Source organism: Pseudomonas wuhanensis, assembly GCF_030687395.1.
Classification (GTDB): Bacteria; Pseudomonadota; Gammaproteobacteria; order Pseudomonadales; family Pseudomonadaceae; genus Aquipseudomonas; species Aquipseudomonas wuhanensis.
This window is the reverse complement of sequence record NZ_CP117430.1, coordinates 1,244,904-1,265,003: the sequence shown is the minus strand read 5'-3', so window position 1 is coordinate 1,265,003 and position 20,100 is coordinate 1,244,904. Positions and strand designations below refer to the sequence as shown.

Sequence of the window (20,100 nt, the reverse complement as noted above, 5' to 3'; positions counted from 1 at the left end):
CTTAGTTAACCCACACGCGAGCATTACGGAACATACGCATCCAAGGTGCGTCTTCGTTCCAGTCTTCCGAACGCCACGAGTTCTGCACGGCGCGGAATACACGTTCCGGGTGCGGCATCATGATGGTCACGCGACCGTCACGGCTGGTCAAACCGGTGATCCCGCGCGGCGAGCCGTTCGGGTTCGCCGGGTAGTTTTCGGTGACCTTGCCGTGGTTGTCGACGAAACGCATCGCCACGCAACCCGACAGATCGGCTTCCAGCAACGCTTCTTCGCTGGCGAATTCGGCATGGCCTTCACCGTGCGCGATGGCGATCGGCATGCGCGAACCGGCCATGCCCTGCAGGAAGATCGAGTTCGATTCCTGGATCTGTACCATCGCCACGCGAGCTTCGAACTGCTCGGAACGGTTACGCACGAAGTGCGGCCAGAACTCGCTACCCGGGATCAGCTCGTGCAGGTTGGACATCATCTGGCAACCGTTGCACACGCCGAGGGTGAAGCTGTCGTTACGTTCGAAGAAGCCCTGGAAGGCATCGCGAGCGCGGCTGTTGAACAGCGCGGACTTGGCCCAGCCTTCGCCGGCACCCAGTACGTCGCCGTAGGAGAAACCGCCGCAAGCCACCAGACCTTTGAACTCGTTCAGGTCGACACGGCCGGCCAGAATGTCGCTCATGTGCACGTCGATCGCGTTGAAACCGGCGCGGTCGAACGCGGCCGCCATTTCCACCTGACCGTTGACGCCCTGCTCACGCAGCACGGCAACCTGTGGGCGGATACCTTTCTTGATGTAAGGCGCGGCGACGTCCTGGTTGACGTCGTAGCTGAGCTTGACGCTCAGGCCCGGGTTGTCTTCTTCCAGCAGCACGTCGAATTCTTGTTCGGCGCAGTCGGCGTTATCACGCAGACGCTGGATCTGGTAGCTGGTCTCGGCCCACTGACGTTGCAGCAGACGACGCTGACCTTCGAACACGGTATCGCCGTTGAAAGTGATGCTGATCTCGCCGTTGTTCATTGGCTGACCGATCACCGACACGCAGTCGCCCAGGCCAGCCGCGCTGAACTGCGCGAGGATGTCTGGAGTAGCATCTTGGCGAACCTGGATCACAGCACCCAGTTCTTCGTTGAACAGGATCGCGGCGATGTCGGCGGAAGTTTCTGCCAGACCGTCGAGGTTCAGGCTCAGGCCGCAATGACCGGCGAAGGCCATTTCTACGACGCTGGTCAGCAGACCACCGTCGGAACGGTCGTGGTAAGCCAGCAAGTGACCATCGGCGTTGAGGCCCTGGATCACGGCGAAGAAGGCTTTCAGGTCTTCGGCGTCATCGACGTCCGGTGCCTGCTTGCCGAGTTTGCCGTGAACCTGAGCGAGGATCGAAGCGCCCATACGGTTCTGACCGCGACCGAGGTCGATCAGGATCAGGTCGGTGGTGCCCTTGTCCATGCGCAGTTGCGGGGTCATGGTCTGGCGGATGTCAGCCACTGGGGCGAAACCGGTCACGATCAGCGACATCGGCGAGGTCACAGTCTTGTCGACGCCTTCATCGTTCCAGCGGGTGGCCATGGACATGGAGTCCTTGCCCACCGGAATGGTGATGCCGAGTTCCGGGCACAATTCCATCCCGACCGCTTTCACGGTGTCGTACAGACGCGCATCTTCACCCGGGTGACCGGCGGCGGACATCCAGTTCGCCGACAGTTTGATGTCGGAGATTTTGGCGATGCGCGACGCCGCAATGTTGGTCAGGGTTTCGCCGATGGCCATGCGGCCCGACGCCGGAGCGTCCAGCAGAGCCAGCGGAGTACGCTCGCCCATGGCCATGGCTTCACCGGTGTAGACGTCGAAGCTGGTGGCGGTAACGGCAACGTCGGCCACCGGAACCTGCCACGGGCCAACCATCTGATCACGGGCCACGAGACCGGTGATGGTGCGGTCGCCGATGGTGATCAGGAAGCTTTTACTGGCCACGGCCGGGTGATGCAGAACACGCTCGACGCAGTTGGCGATGTCGAGGGTCGACGGATCGAAATCGTCGCCCAATTCATTTTCGCGAACGGCCGAACGGTGCATGCGCGGGGCTTTGCCCAGCAGCACTTCGAGCGGCATGTCCACCGGGCTGTTGCCGAAGTGGCTGTCGGTCACGGTCAGTTGCGGTTCGGCAGTAGCTTCGCCGACTACGGCAAACGGGCAACGCTCACGTTCGCAGATCGCCTGGAAGCGTTCGAAGTCCGCCGGGCCGACTGCCAGAACGTAGCGTTCCTGGGATTCGTTACTCCAGATTTCGTGCGGGGCCATGCCCGGCTCGTCGTTTGGAATGTTGCGCAGTTCGAAGCGACCGCCACGGTTGCCGTCGTTGACCAGTTCCGGGAAGGCGTTGGACAGACCGCCCGCACCCACGTCATGGATGAAGCTGATCGGGTTCTTGTCACCCAACTGCCAGCAACGGTCGATGACTTCCTGGCAGCGACGTTCCATTTCAGGGTTTTCGCGCTGTACGGATGCGAAATCCAGATCCGCCGAGCTGGTGCCGGTGGCCATGGAAGAGGCAGCACCGCCGCCCAGGCCGATGAGCATTGCCGGGCCGCCGAGCACGATCAGCTTGGAGCCGACGGTGATCTCGCCTTTCTGCACGTGTTCGGCACGGATGTTACCCATGCCGCCAGCCAGCATGATCGGTTTGTGGTAACCGCGAACTTCGTCGCCACGCGGGGTGGTGATCGATTGTTCGAAGGTACGGAAATAACCGGTCAGGGCCGGACGACCGAATTCGTTGTTGAACGCGGCGCCACCCAGTGGGCCTTCGATCATGATGTCCAGCGCGGTAACGATGCGCTCAGGTTTGCCGTACGGCACTTCCCACGGCTGTTCGAAACCCGGGATTTGCAGGTTGGACACGGTGAAACCAGTCAGGCCAGCCTTTGGCTTGGCGCCGCGGCCGGTTGCACCTTCGTCGCGAATCTCACCGCCAGAACCGGTGGATGCGCCCGGGAACGGGGCAATCGCTGTCGGGTGGTTGTGGGTTTCGACTTTCATCAGGATGTGCACCGGTTCTTGCACCGCGCCGTACTGGCGGGTTTCAGGGTCCGGGAAGAAACGGCCGGCGACGGAGCCGACGATCACCGAGGCGTTGTCCTTATAAGCCGACAAAACACCTTCGCTGTGCATTTGATAGGTGTTCTTGATCATGCCGAACAGGCTTTTTTCCTGGCTCTGACCATCGATGTCCCAACTGGCGTTGAAGATCTTGTGACGGCAGTGCTCGGAGTTCGCCTGGGCAAACATCATCAGTTCGATGTCGTGCGGGTTGCGCTTCAAGCCGACGAAGGCGTTGACCAGGTAGTCGATCTCGTCTTCGGCCAGGGCCAGGCCCAGCTCGGTGTTGGCTTTTTCCAGCGCGGCGCGGCCGCCACCCAACACGTCGATCGCGGTCAGGGGCTTGGGCTCGGCGTGGCTGAACAGGCCGGCGGCTTGTTCAAGGTTGTCCAATACGATCTGGGTCATGCGGTCATGCAAGGCGCCTGCGATCAGCTGCGCTTCGGCATCGCTGAACTGGCCGGCGACGTAGAACGCGATACCGCGCTCCAGACGCTGGATCTTGGTCAGGCCGCAGTTGCGAGCGATGTCGCTGGCTTTACTGGACCACGGCGAAATGGTGCCGAATCGCGGCAACACCAGAAACAGACGACCGGTTGGCTCTTGTACTGGAACACTTGGGCCGTACTTCAGAAGGCGCGCAAGCACCTGCTGTTCGTCGCCGGTCAGGACGCCGTTAACTTCGGCGAAGTGAGCGAATTCAGCATACAAGCCGCTGACAGCCGGAACCTTCTGGCTCAGTTGCTCAAGGAGTTTGCTGTGGCGAAAGGCAGAAAGGGCAGGAGCGCCGCGCAGGATCAACATCTTCGGGACAGCCTCGGGAAGGGGTGTGCTTTGAGGCCGTGCATTCTAGCCTAAACCGCCCGCGACATCACCCGAAACGGTACGCACGACTGCACCCGAACGTCGGGCCGGGTATTCGGACCTGAAACAGGTGTGCGCCGCGGGTTATTTTTTCTGTCATGAAATGCTGTTCGGGCCCATTCCTGCGGGCTCCAAGCGGGTTTTAGACTCTCTAGCAGACAAGCCCTTCGCTGTCGAGATATGGCGCTCGTGGTCCTTTGCGTATACTGCGCAGATGTTTTCCCCAACGGCTTTGCGTCCGCGGTACGCCAAATGGCTGATCGCAACCGGACTCTTCCTGGTGCTTGGTGGCTGTGTTGATAAACCCAACACGCTGGAGCGCGTAAAGGAGGATGGCGTGCTGCGGGTGGTTACCCGTAACAGTCCCGCCACCTACTTTCAGGATCGCAACGGTGAAACCGGCTTCGAATACGAGCTGGTGAAGCGCTTCGCCGACGATCTGGGGGTCGAACTCAAGATCGAAACCGCCGACAACCTCGACGATCTGTTCAATCAGGTGGGCAAGCCCAATGGCCCGGTGCTGGCTGCTGCCGGTCTGGTCAGCAGCGAGCAACGCAAACAGCAGGTGCGGTTCTCCCACTCTTACCTTGAAGTCACCCCACAGATCATCTACCGCAACGGCCAGTCACGGCCCACCGACGCAGGCGATCTGGTCGGCAAGAAGATCATGGTGCTCAAGGGCAGCACCCACGCCGAGCAACTGGCGGAGCTGAAAAAGAAATCCCCTGGCATCCAGTACGAAGAATCCGACCAGGTTGAAGTGGTCGACTTGTTGCGCATGGTCGATGAAGGCCAGATCGACCTGACTCTGGTCGATTCCAACGAAGTCGCGATGAACCAGGTGTACTTCACCAACATACGGGTCGCCTTCGATCTCGGTGACGCCAGCAATCAGAGCTGGGCCGTGGCCGCCGGCGAAGACAACAGCCTGCTCAACGAGATCAATACCTATCTCGACAAAGTGAAGAAAAACGGCACCCTGCAACGCCTCAAAGACCGCTATTACGGGCACGTCGACGTGTTGGGTTACATGGGCGCCTACACCTTCGCCCAGCATCTGCAGCAGCGGTTGCCCAAGTACGAACAGCATTTCAAGACGTACGCCAAGAAAGAGAAAGTCGACTGGCGCTTGTTGGCGGCGATCGGTTATCAGGAATCACTGTGGCAAGCGGCGGTCACGTCCAAGACCGGCGTGCGCGGATTGATGATGCTGACCCAGAACACGGCGCAAGCCATGGGCGTGTCCAATCGCCTGGACCCCAAACAGAGCATCATGGGCGGCGCGAAGTACCTGGCCTACATGAAGGAGCAACTGGATGAGTCGATCCAGGAGCCGGATCGTACGTGGTTCGCGCTCGCAGCCTACAACGTTGGCAGCGGTCATCTGGATGACGCACGCAAACTGACGGCCAAGGCAGGGATGAACCCGGACAAGTGGCTGGACGTGAAGAAAATCCTGCCGCGCCTGTCGCAGAAACAGTGGTACAGCAAGACTCGCTATGGCTATGCCCGTGGCGGCGAGCCGGTGCATTTCGTGGCGAACATCCGTCGTTACTACGACATCCTGACGTGGGTCACGCAGCCGCAGCTGGAAGGCAATCAGGTCGCCGAGGGCAACCTGCATGTGCCGGGGGTCGACAAGACCAAGCCGAGCCAGGAAACCCCACAGCTTTAAATCTTCGCCGCCTTCAAAGACGCCATCGCGGGCAAGCCACGCTCCCACGGGTCCGCGTCGAGCACACAATTGTCGTTCAACCCGGACCCGTGGGAGCGTGGCTTGCCCGCGATGGCAGCGCCGCCGATCTAACCTTTCAACGCAGCCGCCAGAATCAGCGCCTTCATCTCCGACACCGCCGACTTGAACCCGACGAACAACGCATGGGCCACCAGCGCATGGCCGATGTTCAGTTCGTTGATGCCCTTGATCGCCGCAACAGCCTCGACGTTGTGATAATGCAGGCCGTGACCGGCATTGACGATCAGGCCCTGGGCCAGACCGAATGCCACGCCATCGGCCACGCGCTTGAGCTCTTCAGCGACTTCGGTTGGCGTCTCGGCGTCCGCATAACGCCCGGTGTGCAACTCAATGGCCGGTGCACCGACACGGCGGGACGCTTCGATCTGCCGCTCGTCCGCGTCGATGAACAGCGACACTTCGCAGCCGATCTTCGCCAGGCGATCCACCGCAGCCTTGATCCGCGCCTCCTGCCCTGCCACGTCCAGGCCGCCTTCGGTGGTCAGCTCCTGACGGGTTTCCGGGACCAGGCAAATGTGCGCCGGGCGGATGCGTTCGGCGAACGCCATCATTTCTTCGGTGACGCCCATTTCGAAGTTCATGCGGGTTTGCAGCACGTCCTTGAGCAGCAGCACGTCGCGCTCCTGGATGTGCCGGCGGTCTTCGCGCAGGTGCACGGTGATGCCGTCAGCGCCCGCCTCTTCCGCGTCCAGCGCTGCCTTGACCGGATCCGGGTAGCGAGTACCCCGGGCCTGACGCAGGGTGGCAACGTGGTCGATGTTCACGCCAAGAAGAATGCGATTGCTGGTGGTCACGGAAGCGCTCCTGAAATAAGGGAAAGTTCGGTGCACAGCATACACGGGGAGCTTGGGTCTGTTGACGCAAGCATCAACAGTTCCTATGGCTGCGAAACTATGGCTTGCGAAACAACTCGCGACTGACTAGAGGGCGACCGCCCAGATGAACGGCCAATGCCTGACGCATCAAGCGCTTGGCAGCGGACAGCGCACCGGGCGCGGACCAGTCGGCATCGGCCATGGCCAGCAGTTCAGTGCCGTTGAACAGGCCCGGTTGCAGCAGATAGACCCGCTCCAGGCCTGCATCCACTTGCAAGCGATACAGGCCGTCTGGCGCGATGGGGTCGCCGTGAATGTCGGTGTTCAATGCAAAGCCGTAACCGAGGTCGTCGAGCAAGCGCCATTCGAAAGAGCGCAGCAACGGCTCCAGCGGACGGCCTTCGGCCAGGGCGAGCAAGGTCGCGGCGTAGTGATCGAAAACCGCGGGATGAGGGTCTTCGGCGGGTAGCAGACGGATCAGCAATTCGTTGAGGTAGAGACCGCTGAACAGTGCCTCGCCGTTGAGCCAGGTGGAAACACCGGCGCTTTCCATGCGACCGACGTTTTTCAACTCACCCCGACCACGGAACTCGACTTCCAGCGGCACGAACGGCCGCGCCAACGTCCCGGCCTTACCCCGTGCGCTACGCAACACCGCCCGCAGCCGACCTTGCGGCGTAAGGAAATCCACCAGCGCACTGCTTTCGCGGTAGGCGCGGCTGTGGAGGACGTAGGCGGGTTGGCCGATTGGCGCGGTGGTCGACATGGAAATCGCAGTTCTCAATGAAAGAGCGCAGTTTTACAAACAACCCAAAACCAATGTGGGAGCGGGCTTGCCCGCGATGGCGGACTTACATTCAACATCTGCGCTGAATGTTACATCCTCATCGCGGGCAAGCCCGCTCCCACAGGGTTCTACGGTGCAGCGCAGACCGGGTTTACAGGTCGCCGTAACCCAGCGAACGCAGCGCGCGTTCGTCATCGGACCAGCCGCCCTTAACCTTGACCCACAGGTTAAGCATGATCTTGGAGTCGAACAGCAGCTCCATGTCCTTGCGCGCCTCGGTGCCGATGCGCTTGATGCGCTCGCCCTTGTCGCCAATGATGATTTTCTTCTGGCCGTCACGTTCGACGAGAATCAAGGCATGGATGTGCAGGGTTTTGCCCTGCTGCTTGAACTCTTCGATTTCCACAGTGATCTGGTACGGCAGCTCGGCGCCCAACTGGCGCATGATTTTCTCGCGCACCAGTTCGGCGGCGAGGAAGCGGCTGCTGCGGTCAGTGATCTGATCTTCCGGGAAGAAGTGATCGTTTTCCGGCAGGTGCTCGGCGATCACTCGCTCCAGCGTGTCCAGGTTGTGGCCGTGCTGGGCCGAGATCGGCATGATCTGCGCGTTCGGCAGCTGTTCCTGCAACCAGGTCAGGTGCGGCATCAGCTCGGCCTTGTCTTCGATACGGTCAGTCTTGTTCAGCGCCACGATCAGCGGGCCGGTCACGTACTGAACGCGCTCGAGGACCATCTGGTCTTCGTCGGTCCACTTGGTGCGGTCGACCACGAAGATCACCACGTCGACGTCTTTCAACGCCGCCGAAGCGGTCTTGTTCATGTAGCGGTTCAGGGCCTTTTCGCCGCCCTTGTGCATGCCCGGGGTGTCGACGTAGATCGCCTGAACGGCGCCTTCGGTCTTGATGCCGAGCATGTTGTGACGGGTGGTCTGCGGCTTGCGCGAGGTGATCGCCAGCTTCTGACCCAGAATGTGGTTCAGCAGCGTGGACTTGCCCACGTTGGGACGGCCGACGATGGCAACATAGCCACAGCGAGTTGCGGTTGTATCAGTCATTGCCATTCTCCACACCCAGGGCAATCAGTGCTGCGGCGGCCGCTACCTGTTCGGCAATACGACGACTCACACCCTGACCTCGGCTTTTTTCATTCAGTAAGATGATTTCACATTCGACGAAGAACGTCCGGCAATGCGGCTCACCCTGGATATCCACCACTTCGTAACGCGGCAGCTCACAACCACGGGACTGCAGGAATTCCTGCAGGCGGGTTTTCGGATCTTTGTTGGTGTCGACCAGCGTCAGGCCTTCGAACTCTCCGGCCAGCCAGGCCAGCACGCGCTCGCGCGCCATGTCCATGCCGGCGTCCAGATAGATCGCACCGATCAGCGCTTCCAGGGCATCGGCCAGAATCGACTCGCGACGGAAACCGCCGCTTTTCAATTCGCCGGAGCCCAGGCGCAGGTATTCGCCCAGGTCGAAACCACGGGCCAGTACGGCCAGGGTTTCACCTTTCACCAAGCGCGCGCGCAAACGCGACAACTGGCCTTCGCGGGCCAGCGGGAAGCGATCGAACAGCGCCTCGCCAGCGACGAAGTTGAGGATGGCATCACCGAGGAACTCCAGGCGTTCGTTGTTGCGCCCGGCAAAGCTGCGGTGAGTCAGGGCCAGGACCATCAGCTCCTGGTCTTTGAAGGTGTAGCCGAGCTGACGCTCTAGACGGCTTAAGGAGACGCTCACGGTTTACCCACGCTGAGTTCGTGGCTGGATTCCACCGCCATCGCCGTGGTGCGGCGCAGGCTTGGGACAATTAACGCTGTGTTCAAAAATAACGTCCTGAATATCGTTGTTTTCATGCTTCTGTCGCCGATTGTGCCGACTCCAGAAATGCATTCGGCGCTGTGTTCAACAGCGCCGTGTGTGATTACTTGATCAGGCCAACCCGCGAGAAATTCGGCAGGTGACTGAGTTTGGGTTCCGGCCAGCTCATCCAGACTGCGAAGGCCTTGCCGACGATATTCTTGTCGGGAACCATGCCCAGCAGATTCTTGGGAATGCTCGGGTCATCCCAGTAGCGACTGTCGTTCGAGTTGTCGCGGTTGTCGCCCATCATGAAGTAGTGCCCGGCAGGCACGGTCCACGAACGATCCGGTGCTGCGCGGTAGCGGCTCATTTCCTTGCGGATCAGGTGCTCGGCGATGCCGAGTTTTTCCTTGTAGAGCTCGGCACTGCCCAACGTGCCCGGCTCGGAGCCAACCAGTTGTTCGGCAATCGACTCGCCGTTGACGAACAGGCGCTTGTCGGCGGTGTAACGAATCTGGTCGCCCGGCAGCCCCACTACACGCTTGATGTAGTTGACGTTCGGGTCGCTCGGGTAGCGGAACACCATCACATCGCCGCGCTGCGGATCACCGACTTCGATGATTTTCTTGTCGATCACCGGCAGGCGGATCCCGTAAGAAAATTTGTTCACCAGAATGAAGTCGCCGACGTCCAGGGTCGGTTTCATCGAGCCGGAAGGAATCTGGAACGGTTCCACCAGGAACGAACGCAGCACCAGCACGATGAACAACACCGGGAAGAACGATTTGCCGTATTCGACCAGCAGCGGCTCTTTGTTCAGTTTCTCGACCACCACCATGTCAGCCTGGCTGACGCTACCCTGGTAAGAGTTAATGGCAGCCCGGCGCCGTGGCGCCAGGAACAGCAGATCGAGCAACGCCAACAGGCCGCAGACGAACACGGCGATGACCAGCAACAGCGGGAAATTTAGTGACATAGGACCTAACTATCCAACCTGAGCACGGCAAGGAAGGCTTCTTGTGGAATTTCCACGTTGCCGACCTGCTTCATGCGTTTTTTACCGGCCTTTTGCTTTTCCAGCAGCTTTTTCTTACGGCTGACGTCACCACCGTAGCATTTGGCCAATACGTTCTTTCTGAGTGCCTTGACGGTTGTACGCGCCACAATCTGACCACCAATGGCGGCCTGGATTGCCACGTCGAACATCTGCCGCGGAATCAGGTCTTTCATCTTCTCGGTCAACTGGCGACCTTTGTAGTGCGAGTTGTCACGGTGCACGATCAGCGCCAGAGCATCGACCTTGTCGCCGTTGATCAGCACGTCCAGTTTCACCAGATTAGCTGATTGATAACGGTCGAAATGGTAATCCAGCGAAGCATAGCCACGGCTGGTGGATTTCAGACGGTCGAAGAAGTCGAGGACCACTTCGTTCATCGGCAAATCGTAGGTCACTTGTACCTGGCTACCCAGGAACAGCATGTCGTGCTGCACGCCACGCTTTTCGATACACAGGGTAATGACGTTACCCAGGTGCTCTTGCGGCACAAGGATATTGGCCCGCACGATCGGTTCACGCATGTCTTCGATCGACGACAGGTCCGGGAGCTTCGACGGGTTATCGACGTAAATCGTTTCGCCGGTTTTCAGCAGCAGCTCGAAAATTACCGTTGGCGCGGTGGTAATCAGGTCCAGGTCGTACTCGCGCTCCAGGCGCTCCTGGATGATTTCCATGTGCAGCATGCCGAGGAACCCGCAACGGAAGCCGAAGCCCAGCGCGTCGGAGCTTTCCGGGGTGTACTGCAGGGACGAGTCGTTGAGCGTGAGCTTTTGCAGGGCTTCACGGAAATCTTCGAAGTCGTCGGAGCTGACCGGGAACAGACCGGCGTAAACCTGCGGCTGAATACGCTTGAAGCCTGGCAGCACGTCAACGTCTGGCGTGGAGCTCAAGGTCAGGGTGTCACCGACCGGTGCACCGTGAATGTCCTTGATGCCGGCAATGATGAAACCCACTTCGCCGGCCTTCAGGTCAACGGTGGCGGTGTGTTTCGGGTTGAAGACACCGACGCTGTCCACCAGGTGGATCTTGCCGGTGGATTTGACGAGGATCTTGTCGCCCTTCTTCACACGACCGTGACGCACGCGTACCAGGGAAACAACGCCCAGGTAGTTGTCGAACCAAGAGTCGATGATCAACGCTTGCAGCGGATCTTCGATGTTGCCGGTCGGCGCAGGAATGGTGGTGACGAGGCGCTCGAGCACTTCGTCGACGCCCAGACCGGTCTTGGCAGAGCACTCCACCGCGTCGGTGGCGTCGATGCCGATGATTTTCTCGATTTCTTCTTTGACGCGCTCTGGATCGGCCTGTGGCAGGTCGATCTTGTTCAGGACTGGCATGACTTCCAGGCCCTGCTCGATCGCCGTGTAGCAGTTGGCAACCGACTGCGCTTCAACGCCCTGACCGGCATCGACCACCAGCAACGCACCTTCACAGGCCGCCAACGAACGGCTGACTTCATAGGTGAAGTCAACGTGGCCGGGGGTATCAATGAAGTTCAGCTGGTACTTGATGCCATCGCGGGCGGTGTAATAAAGGGTGACGCTGTGGGCCTTGATGGTGATCCCGCGTTCACGTTCCAGGTCCATGGAGTCCAGCACCTGGGCTTCCATTTCGCGCTCGGCAAGGCCGCCGCACATCTGGATGAAGCGATCGGCCAGCGTCGACTTGCCATGGTCAATGTGGGCGATGATGGAGAAATTGCGGATATGACTCAAATCACTCACGGATCAACACTCAAAAAGGCTGCAGGCATAGCCCGCCGAAAAATAGCCGGGAATTGTACCTGATCCACGGCGCAAGCGTCACGTTCGCAGGTCAGACGGCGCTTACAAAAACGCCCCGGTCTTGCGACAGGGGCGTTTTGAGTGACAAGCCACATCGGGGAAAACCCGCGATCAACCGGCCCGGCGCAACAACCAGACCCCGGCCAGGGCACAGACACCGGCCGGTACCAGCACCGCAAACAGCGGCGAGAAACCGAATACCAGGCTCGAAGGCCCGAGCAAATCCTGGACGATGCGGAAGGTGAACCCCACCAGCACACCGGTAAAGACCCGCTGACCAAGGGTCACCGAACGCAGCGGGCCGAAGATGAAGGAAATCGCCATCAGCACCAATGCAGCGGTCACCAGCGGCTGCAACACCTTGACCCAAAACGCCAGCCAGTAACGACCGTTGCTCAGGCCCTGGTCAGCCAGGTAGTGGATGTAACTCCACAGACCGGTGATTGACAGTGATTCAGGCGCCATCACCACAGTGCTCAGCAATTGCGGGCTCAGGGCTACTTCCCAACGCTCCACCGGAGTCGTCACTACTTCGGTGTTCTTTTCATGGAACAACGTGGTCGTGACGTCGCTCAGTTGCCAGTGATCCGTGTCGAACTCCGCGCGTTTGGCGAAACTCGAAGACAGCATGTGGCGTTGGTCGTCGAAGCGATAACGGGTCACGCCGTACAGCAGACCATTGGGTTGCACGGAGTTGACGTGAATGAACTCGTCACCCTGACGGTGCCACAGACCGTGTTTGGCGCTTTGCGCATCGCCACTGCCCTGGGCCAGCGAGCGGTTGGCCTGAGCGGTAACTTCCGTGGCCGGCGCGACGTATTCACCGATCACCAGCCCCACCGCCATCAAAAGCAGCATCGGCTTCATGACAGCCCAGACGATCCGCCCGAGCGACACGCCCGCAGCGCGCATGATGGTCAGCTCACTGTGGCTGGCCAGGCTGCCGAGGCCGATCAGGCAACCGATCAGCGCCGCCATCGGCAACATGTCGTACAGACGGCGCGGCGCAGTCAGCAGCACATAGCTCAGGACATCCGCCAGCGTGTAGGTATCGCTGACGTCGCCCATCTCATCGATGAAGGCAAACAGCGTTGCCAGACCCAGAATGATCCCCAATACCGCCAGGATCGCCATGAACACGCTGCTACCAATGTAGCGATCGAGCTTATCCACGGGCCACCTCCAGCGCACTGCGGCGACTCGCCATCTTCAAGCGCAACGGCTCCCAGTACAGCAAGCCCAGGCCGATGGCCAGGAAGATCGCATGCACCCACCACAAGCCCAATGCCGACGGGATCTTGCCCTTTTCGAGGGCGCCGCGAGCGGCAATCAGGATGGTCAGGTAAGCCATATAAAGAAGAATCGCCGGCAGCAGCTTGAGGAAACGGCCCTGGCGCGGGTTGACCCGCGACAGCGGCACCGCCATCAGGGTCACGATGAAGACCAGCAACGGCAGAGACAGACGCCATTGCAGTTCGGTACGCGAACGGATGTCATCATTGCCCAGCAAGGAGCGGGTGGTCATCGCGTCACGGTCAGTGACTTCGTCGCTGACGTCCGGTTTGGGCAGCAATACGCCGTACTCGTCGTATTTGATGGCGCGGTAGTCGGCTTGACCCGGATTACCGTCGTAGCGGTAGCCGTTGTCGAGAATCAGGTAACGGTTGCCGTCGGGCCGAATTTCCTGACGACCCTTCTCGGCCACCAGGACGGAAATCCCTCGATCCTTTTTGTCGGAGTTTACATTTTTTTGCGAAATGAACACGCCGCCCAGATTGATGCGGTCATCCGACAATTGCTCGGTGTAGGTCACCCGAGTACCGTCGCGCAGGGCCTGGAAGCGGCCGGGCTCAAGGGTATCGAATTCAGTCAGTGCGTCCTGTTTGTTCAGCAGCAACTGGAACTGGTTGGCACCTTGTGGCGCCAGGCTCAGGCTCAGCCATGCCACCACCAGCGCAACCAGCGTGGCCGGAAACAGGGTGATGCGAAAAAGCCGCTGCTGGCTCATGCCGGTGGCCGACAACACGGTCATTTCGCTGTCGAGGTACAGACGACCGTAGGCCAGCAGGATCCCGAGAAACAGCCCCAAAGGCAGGATCAACTGCAGGAAACCTGGCAGACGAAAGCCCATGATCAGGAACAGCGAGCCCGGATCCAGGGCGCCAGAGGCCGCTTGGGCGAGGTATTTGATGAAGCGTCCGCTCATGATGATGACCAGCAGCACGGCGCTGACGGCGCTCAAGGTCAACAGGACTTCGCGGGATAGATAACGGAAGACAATCAAACCAGACACTCCAGGGTTGTCAGGCTAAGCGGCCAAACAAACAAACGTATCGGTCGGCCCGCAGGGCAGAGCCGCCGAAAAAGATGGCGCATTATCCTGTGATTGGGTGCGCCTGTCACTGCGCACGCTCAAGCAGACACCTGAACCACTGAAGTTCGCACGACCGAGGGTTGTCAGGCGCCGGTAGCGAGGTTCAAACTGCGGCCTTTGTCACGGGCACTGCTACCTGCGTCTTTCTACTTATAAGCATGCCTCTGCGCATCGCGCACTTTGACCATTAATTCAGGGACCCAGACATGGAACTGGTTGTAAAAAGCGTTAGCCCGGAAACGTTGAAGACCGCCACGCTGGTGGTCGCCGTCGGCGAAGGCCGCAAACTCGGCGCCGTTGCCAAACAACTCGACGAGCTGAGCGGTGGCACCATCAGTGCCGTGCTCAAGCGCGGCGACCTGGCCGGCAAAGTCGGCCAGAGCCTGTTGCTGCACAGCCTGCCTAACCTCAAGGCCGAGCGCGTGTTGCTGGTGGGCGTGGGCAAGGATGAAGAGCTGGGTGATCGCCCGTTCCGCAAAATCATCGCCGGTATCCTCAATAACCTTAAAGGCCTGGGCGGCAGCGATGCAGTGCTGGCACTGGATGAAGTCGTGGTCAAAGGCCGCGACAGCTATGGCAAGACCCGCCTGCTGGCCGAAACCCTGGTAGATGGCGAGTACACCTTCGACCAGTTCAAGAGCCAGAAAGCCGACCCGCTTGCCCTGAAGAAAGTCACCCTGGTGACCATCAAGGCCGCACAGGCTGAAGTCGAACGCGCCGTGACCCACGCCACCGCGATCGCCAATGGCATGGCCTTCACCCGTAACCTGGGCAACCTGCCGCCAAACATCTGCCACCCGACGTTCCTGGGCGAGCAAGCCAAAAACCTGGGCAAAGAATTCAAGAGCCTGAAAGTCGAAGTCCTCGATGAGAAGAAGATCAAGGACCTGGGCATGGGCTCGTTCTACGCCGTCGGCCAGGGCAGCGCCCAGCCACCGCGCCTGATCGTCATGCAATACAACGGCGGCAAGAAATCCGAGAAGCCGTACGCACTGGTCGGCAAAGGCATCACCTTCGACACCGGCGGCATCAGCCTCAAGCCGGGCGCCGGCATGGATGAAATGAAGTACGACATGGGCGGCGCCGCCAGCGTGTTCGGTACCTTGCGTGCCGTGCTTGAGCTGAAACTGCCGATCAACCTGGTGTGCATCCTGGCCTGTGCCGAGAACATGCCGAGCGGCAACGCTTCGCGTCCGGGCGACATCGTTACCACCATGAGCGGCCAGACCGTGGAAATCCTCAACACCGACGCCGAAGGCCGTCTGGTGCTGTGCGATGCCCTGACCTACTCCGAACGCTTCAAGCCGCAAGCGGTGATCGACATCGCCACCCTGACCGGCGCTTGTGTCGTCGCACTGGGTTCTCACACCTCGGGCCTGCTGGGCAACAACGACGAGCTGATCGGCCAACTGCTGAGCGCCGGCAAATCCGCCGACGACCGCGCCTGGCAACTGCCGCTGTTCGATGAATATCAAGAGCAACTGGATAGCCCGTTTGCCGACATCGCCAACATTGGCGGCCCGAAAGCCGGCACCATCACCGCTGCCTGCTTCCTGTCGCGCTTCACCAAGAACCTGAACTGGGCGCACCTGGACATCGCCGGCACGGCCTGGACCAGCGGCGGCAAGGACAAGGGCGCCACTGGCCGTCCGGTTCCCCTGCTGACCCAATACCTGCTGGACCGCGCCAAAGCCTGAAACCGATGACCCCGGGCGGCGCCACTTCCCAGTGGCGCCGCCCGGGGCTCAGGAACCGCAATGACCAAAGTCGACTTCTATATCCTGCCCAGCGCCGACCCTTCGGCACGGCTGGATTTCGCCTGCAAGCTCACCGAAAAAGCCTGGCGCATGGGCCATCGCATTTACCTGCACTGCAGCGATGCCGCCCAGCGTGATGACCTCGATGCGCGTTTGTGGGCCTTCAAGGGCGAAAGCTTCGTGCCCCACGGTCCCGCCGAAAGCGAGCCGGAGGGTTTGATTGTCCTGGGTCTTGGCGATGACTGCGGTCAGCATCAGGACCTGCTGGTCAATCTCGACCTGAAAGTCCCGGTATTTGCCAAACAGTTCGCCCGCGTGGCGGAAGTGGTGGTGGAAGATCCGACGATTCGTTCGGCTGCGCGTGAGAGTTTCCGTTTCTACCGCGAACAGGGCTATCCTCTGCAAGATCACCGTTTACAGCGACTCTGAGCATTCCGATGGACACTCCAAAACCGCAGCAAAATTCCGCGCATCTGCTGGATGACCTCGAGTCGATCCGCCAGTTGCTCGGCGATGACAACCTGCAACCGCCCTTGCTGACCGACACGGTCATCGAAGGTGATCAGGAACAGATCCCCATGCTGTTCGACACGGTCGGCAATGCGCCTCAGCCGGTCGAAACGCCACCGCCACCGCCACCCGCCCCAGCCGCGCAACCGTCGCCTGCCGCCAGCAAAGGCCCCGACGCCCTGCTGCACCTGGACAGCGAACTGCGCGCCGCCGCGCTATTGATCATGCAAGACGTGATCGACGACTTCGCCCCGCACATCGAAACCGAAATCAAACGCCGTCTGGATGCGCGGATGGAACGGTTGTTGAGCCAGTACGAATAAACACCAACCCCCTGTGGGAGCGAGCCTGCTCGCGATAGCATCACCTCGGTTTCCTGATAGACCGCGGCGCCTGCATCGCGAGCAGGCTCGCTCCCACATTTGATCTGCGTTGTAATTGATCAAGCGCCCTGTCCGCACCTGCTCGCCCTACGCCCCACGCCCCGCTATACTTGCCGGCTTTTCCTGAATAAATGCCAATAGGGTCCCGCCGCGCATGGATAAGACCTACCAGCCGCACGCCATTGAAACTTCCTGGTACAACACCTGGGAGTCTGAGAATTACTTCGCCCCGCAAGGCGCGGGCGAGTCCTACACCATCATGATCCCGCCGCCGAACGTCACCGGCAGCCTGCACATGGGTCACGGCTTCAACAACGCGATCATGGACGCCCTGATCCGTTTCCGCCGCATGCAGGGTCGCAACACCCTGTGGCAGCCGGGCACCGACCACGCCGGTATCGCCACGCAAATGCTGGTGGAGCGTCAACTCGAAGCCCAGGGCCAGAATCGCCATGATCTGGGCCGCGAAAAATTCCTCGAGAAAGTCTGGGAGTGGAAGGATCAGTCCGGTGGCAACATCAGCCGCCAGATCCGCCGCCTCGGCTCGTCCGTGGACTGGAGCCGTGAGCGCTTCACCATGGACGACGGCCTCTCGGAAGCGGTGAAAGAAGCGTTCGTGCGCCTGCACGAAGACGGTCTGATCTACCGCGGCAAGCGTCTGGTCAACTGGGACACCAAGCTGCACACGGCGATCTCCGACCTCGAAGTGGAAAACCACGACGAAAAAGGCTTCCTGTGGAACCTGAAGTACCCGCTGGCCGACGGCGCCAAAACCGCTGAAGGCAAGGATTACCTGATCGTCGCGACCACGCGTCCGGAAACCATGCTCGGCGATGCCGCCGTGGCCGTTAACCCGAACGATGAACGCTACAAAGCCCTGATCGGCAAATTTGTCGAGCTGCCGCTGGTTGGCCGCCGCATCCCGATCATCGCCGACGATTACTGCGATCCAGAATTCGGCACCGGTTGCGTGAAAATCACCCCGGCCCACGATTTCAACGACTACGAAGTCGGCAAGCGCCACAACCTGCCACTGCTGAACATCTTCGACAAAAACGCCAATGTTCTGCCTGCGGCCCAGGTGTTCAACCTTGACGGCACGCTGAACGAAAGCATCGACGGCAAGATCCCGGCCGAGTACGCCGGCCTCGACCGCTTCCAGGCCCGCAAGGAAATCGTGGCGGCGTTCGAAGCGGCCGGCCTGCTGGTCAGCGTCGACGATCACGCCCTGAAAGTACCGAAAGGCGACCGCTCCGGCACCATCATCGAGCCGTGGCTGACCGACCAGTGGTACGTGTCCACCAAGCCATTGGCCGAGCCTGCCATCGCTGCGGTTGAAGACGGCCGCATTCAGTTCGTGCCCAAGCAATACGAAAACATGTACTTCTCGTGGATGCGCGACATCCAGGATTGGTGCATCAGCCGTCAGCTGTGGTGGGGCCACCGGATTCCGGCCTGGTACGACGAGTCGGGCAAGGTCTATGTCGGTCGCGACGAAGCCGAAGTGCGTGCCAAGAACAACCTCGGCCCGGACGTTGCGCTGCAACAGGACAACGACGTTCTCGACACCTGGTTCAGTTCGGGCCTGTGGACTTTCTCCACACTCGGCTGGCCGGAGCAGACCGAGTTCCTGAAGAAATTCCACTCCACCGATGTGCTGGTGACCGGTTTCGACATCATTTTCTTCTGGGTTGCCCGGATGATCATGCTCACCATGCACTTGGTGAAAAACGAAGACGGCACGCCGCAGGTTCCGTTCAAGACCGTTTACGTGCACGGTCTGGTGCGTGATGGCCAGGGTCAGAAAATGTCCAAGTCCAAGGGCAACGTCCTGGACCCGCTGGACATCATCGACGGCATCGAGCTGGAAGAGCTGGTGCAGAAACGCACCTCCGGCATGATGCAGCCAAAACTGGCGAAGAAGATCGAGAAGCAGACCCGCGACGAGTTCGCCGACGGCATCGCCAGCTACGGCACCGATGCCCTGCGCTTCACGTTCTGCTCGCTGGCGTCGACCGGTCGTGACATCAAGTTCGACATGGGCCGCGTCGAAGGCTATCGCAACTTCTGCAACAAGATCTGGAACGCTGCGCGCTACGTGCTGGACAAAGGCGAAGACTGCGGTCAGAACGGCGAAGCCTACGAGCTGTCCTTGGCGGATCGCTGGATCATTTCGCAGCTGCAACGCACTGAAGCCGAAGTGACTCGTCAGCTCGACCAGTTCCGTTTCGACCTGGCGGCACAAGCCTTGTACGAGTTCATCTGGAACCAGTATTGCGACTGGTACCTGGAACTGTCCAAGCCTGTGCTGTGGGACGAAAATGCACCGGTTGAACGTCAGCGCGGCACCCGTCGCACGCTGGTTCGAGTGCTGGAAGTCGCGTTGCGTCTGGCCCACCCGTTCATGCCGTTCATCACCGAAGAAATCTGGCAGCGCGTCGCGCCGCTGGCCGGTATCGAAGGCAAGACGATCATGCTGCAACCTTGGCCAGTGGCCAACGAAGCACGCATCGATCAGGGCGCCGAAGACGATATCGAATGGCTCAAGGGCCTGATGCTCGGCACGCGTAACATCCGTGGCGAAATGAACATCGGTCCGGGCAAGCCACTGCCGATCTACCTGAAGAACGTCAGCGCTGAAGACCAGCGCCGCCTGACCGAGAACGAAGCGCTGCTGAAGAAGCTGGCGCGTCTGGAATCGATCACCGTTCTGAAGGCTGGCGAAGAAGCACCGCTGTCCGCCACCGCTCTGGTTGGCGAGATGGAAGTGCTGGTACCGATGGCCGGCCTGATCGACAAGGACGCCGAACTGGCTCGCCTGGACAAGGAAATCCTGCGTCTGCAGGGTGAAGTTCAGCGGGTCGGCGGCAAGCTGTCCAACGCCGGTTTCGTCGACAAGGCCCCGGCCGAAGTCATCGAGAAGGAACGCGCCAAACTGGCTGAAGCTGAACAGGCTTTGGGCAAGCTGGCCGAGCAGCATGCGCGGATTGCCAGCCTGTAACGGTAAATCGCAATGAAAAAGGGAGGCCCGCAACGGCCTCCCTTTTTTATGCCCGCCACTTGCCCACAAACACCACAACACCCTGTGGGAGCGGGCTTGCCCGCGATGAGGCCCTCATA

14 protein-coding genes are annotated in these 20,100 nt (G+C 60.3%); 5 read left to right on the top strand and 9 right to left on the bottom strand.

The features are described from left to right. Nucleotide 1 precedes the first annotated feature (1 nt). Complete coding sequence (purL, locus tag PSH88_RS05905) at nucleotides 2–3,898, bottom strand: phosphoribosylformylglycinamidine synthase (protein ID WP_305425321.1); 3,897 nt, start codon at nucleotides 3,896–3,898, stop codon at nucleotides 2–4. 274 nt (nucleotides 3,899–4,172) lie between these two features. On the opposite strand from purL, the gene mltF reads away from it, so the two are divergent. After that, on the top strand, nucleotides 4,173–5,633 hold the full coding sequence (gene mltF / locus PSH88_RS05900) for a membrane-bound lytic murein transglycosylase MltF (RefSeq protein ID WP_305425320.1): 1,461 nt from the start codon (nucleotides 4,173–4,175) through the stop codon (nucleotides 5,631–5,633). Between the two features lie 128 nt (nucleotides 5,634–5,761). Here mltF and pdxJ read toward each other — a convergent pair whose 3' ends face one another. From pdxJ to lptF, 8 genes are all read right to left on the bottom strand, one after another. Further along, on the bottom strand, nucleotides 5,762–6,508 hold the full coding sequence (gene pdxJ / locus PSH88_RS05895) for a pyridoxine 5'-phosphate synthase (RefSeq protein ID WP_008004962.1): 747 nt from the start codon (nucleotides 6,506–6,508) through the stop codon (nucleotides 5,762–5,764). 97 nt (nucleotides 6,509–6,605) lie between these two features. After that, nucleotides 6,606–7,295 (bottom strand): DNA repair protein RecO, encoded by a 690-nt coding sequence (recO, locus tag PSH88_RS05890; protein ID WP_305425319.1) that lies wholly within the window; start codon nucleotides 7,293–7,295, stop codon nucleotides 6,606–6,608. 172 nt (nucleotides 7,296–7,467) lie between these two features. Then, nucleotides 7,468–8,370, bottom strand: coding sequence for a GTPase Era (era, locus tag PSH88_RS05885; protein ID WP_305425318.1), 903 nt, complete (start codon nucleotides 8,368–8,370; stop codon nucleotides 7,468–7,470). Continuing rightward, the gene (gene rnc / locus PSH88_RS05880; protein ID WP_007905528.1) at nucleotides 8,363–9,052 is read right to left on the bottom strand and encodes a ribonuclease III; all 690 of its coding nucleotides are present in this window, start codon (nucleotides 9,050–9,052) and stop codon (nucleotides 8,363–8,365) included. The genes era and rnc overlap by 8 nt, the downstream gene beginning before the upstream one ends. Before the next feature lie 184 nt (nucleotides 9,053–9,236). After that, complete coding sequence (gene lepB, locus PSH88_RS05875) at nucleotides 9,237–10,091, bottom strand: signal peptidase I (protein ID WP_305425316.1); 855 nt, start codon at nucleotides 10,089–10,091, stop codon at nucleotides 9,237–9,239. A 5-nt stretch (nucleotides 10,092–10,096) separates the two neighbouring features. Continuing rightward, nucleotides 10,097–11,896, bottom strand: coding sequence for a translation elongation factor 4 (lepA, locus tag PSH88_RS05870; protein ID WP_030129799.1), 1,800 nt, complete (start codon nucleotides 11,894–11,896; stop codon nucleotides 10,097–10,099). A 171-nt stretch (nucleotides 11,897–12,067) separates the two neighbouring features. Beyond that, entirely contained in the window at nucleotides 12,068–13,129 is a 1,062-nt protein-coding gene (gene lptG / locus PSH88_RS05865) for an LPS export ABC transporter permease LptG (protein ID WP_038981672.1), read from the bottom strand. Next, the gene (lptF, locus tag PSH88_RS05860; protein WP_305425314.1) at nucleotides 13,122–14,240 is read right to left on the bottom strand and encodes an LPS export ABC transporter permease LptF; all 1,119 of its coding nucleotides are present in this window, start codon (nucleotides 14,238–14,240) and stop codon (nucleotides 13,122–13,124) included. Before lptF ends, lptG begins: the two co-directional genes overlap by 8 nt. 296 nt (nucleotides 14,241–14,536) lie before the next feature. On the opposite strand from lptF, the gene PSH88_RS05855 reads away from it, so the two are divergent. The 4 genes from PSH88_RS05855 (at nucleotide 14,537) to PSH88_RS05840 (ending at nucleotide 19,981) form a co-directional block, all read left to right on the top strand. Beyond that, nucleotides 14,537–16,027, top strand: a complete 1,491-nt coding sequence (locus PSH88_RS05855; protein WP_305425313.1) for a leucyl aminopeptidase — start codon at nucleotides 14,537–14,539, stop codon at nucleotides 16,025–16,027. 60 nt (nucleotides 16,028–16,087) lie between these two features. Continuing rightward, on the top strand, nucleotides 16,088–16,516 hold the full coding sequence (locus tag PSH88_RS05850) for a DNA polymerase III subunit chi (protein ID WP_008072051.1): 429 nt from the start codon (nucleotides 16,088–16,090) through the stop codon (nucleotides 16,514–16,516). Between the two features lie 8 nt (nucleotides 16,517–16,524). Next, entirely contained in the window at nucleotides 16,525–16,920 is a 396-nt protein-coding gene (locus tag PSH88_RS05845; protein ID WP_305425312.1) for a DNA polymerase III subunit chi, read from the top strand. 214 nt (nucleotides 16,921–17,134) lie between these two features. After that, nucleotides 17,135–19,981, top strand: a complete 2,847-nt coding sequence (locus tag PSH88_RS05840; RefSeq protein WP_305425311.1) for a valine--tRNA ligase — start codon at nucleotides 17,135–17,137, stop codon at nucleotides 19,979–19,981. Nucleotides 19,982–20,100 lie beyond the last annotated feature (119 nt).

What these genes read in the sequence shown, in the direction of transcription:
- era (WP_305425318.1), bottom strand. Translation starts at nt 8,370, where the DNA reads ATGACTGATACAACCGCAACTCGCTGTGGCTATGTTGCCATCGTCGGC.
- recO (WP_305425319.1), bottom strand. Translation starts at nt 7,295, where the DNA reads ATGTCGACCACCGCGCCAATCGGCCAACCCGCCTACGTCCTCCACAGC.
- PSH88_RS05850 (WP_008072051.1), top strand. Translation starts at nt 16,088, where the DNA reads ATGACCAAAGTCGACTTCTATATCCTGCCCAGCGCCGACCCTTCGGCA.
- PSH88_RS05855 (WP_305425313.1), top strand. Translation starts at nt 14,537, where the DNA reads ATGGAACTGGTTGTAAAAAGCGTTAGCCCGGAAACGTTGAAGACCGCC.
- PSH88_RS05845 (WP_305425312.1), top strand. Translation starts at nt 16,525, where the DNA reads ATGGACACTCCAAAACCGCAGCAAAATTCCGCGCATCTGCTGGATGAC.
- mltF (WP_305425320.1), top strand. Translation starts at nt 4,173, where the DNA reads ATGTTTTCCCCAACGGCTTTGCGTCCGCGGTACGCCAAATGGCTGATC.
- purL (WP_305425321.1), bottom strand. Translation starts at nt 3,898, where the DNA reads ATGTTGATCCTGCGCGGCGCTCCTGCCCTTTCTGCCTTTCGCCACAGC.
- PSH88_RS05840 (WP_305425311.1), top strand. Translation starts at nt 17,135, where the DNA reads ATGGATAAGACCTACCAGCCGCACGCCATTGAAACTTCCTGGTACAAC.
- lepB (WP_305425316.1), bottom strand. Translation starts at nt 10,091, where the DNA reads ATGTCACTAAATTTCCCGCTGTTGCTGGTCATCGCCGTGTTCGTCTGC.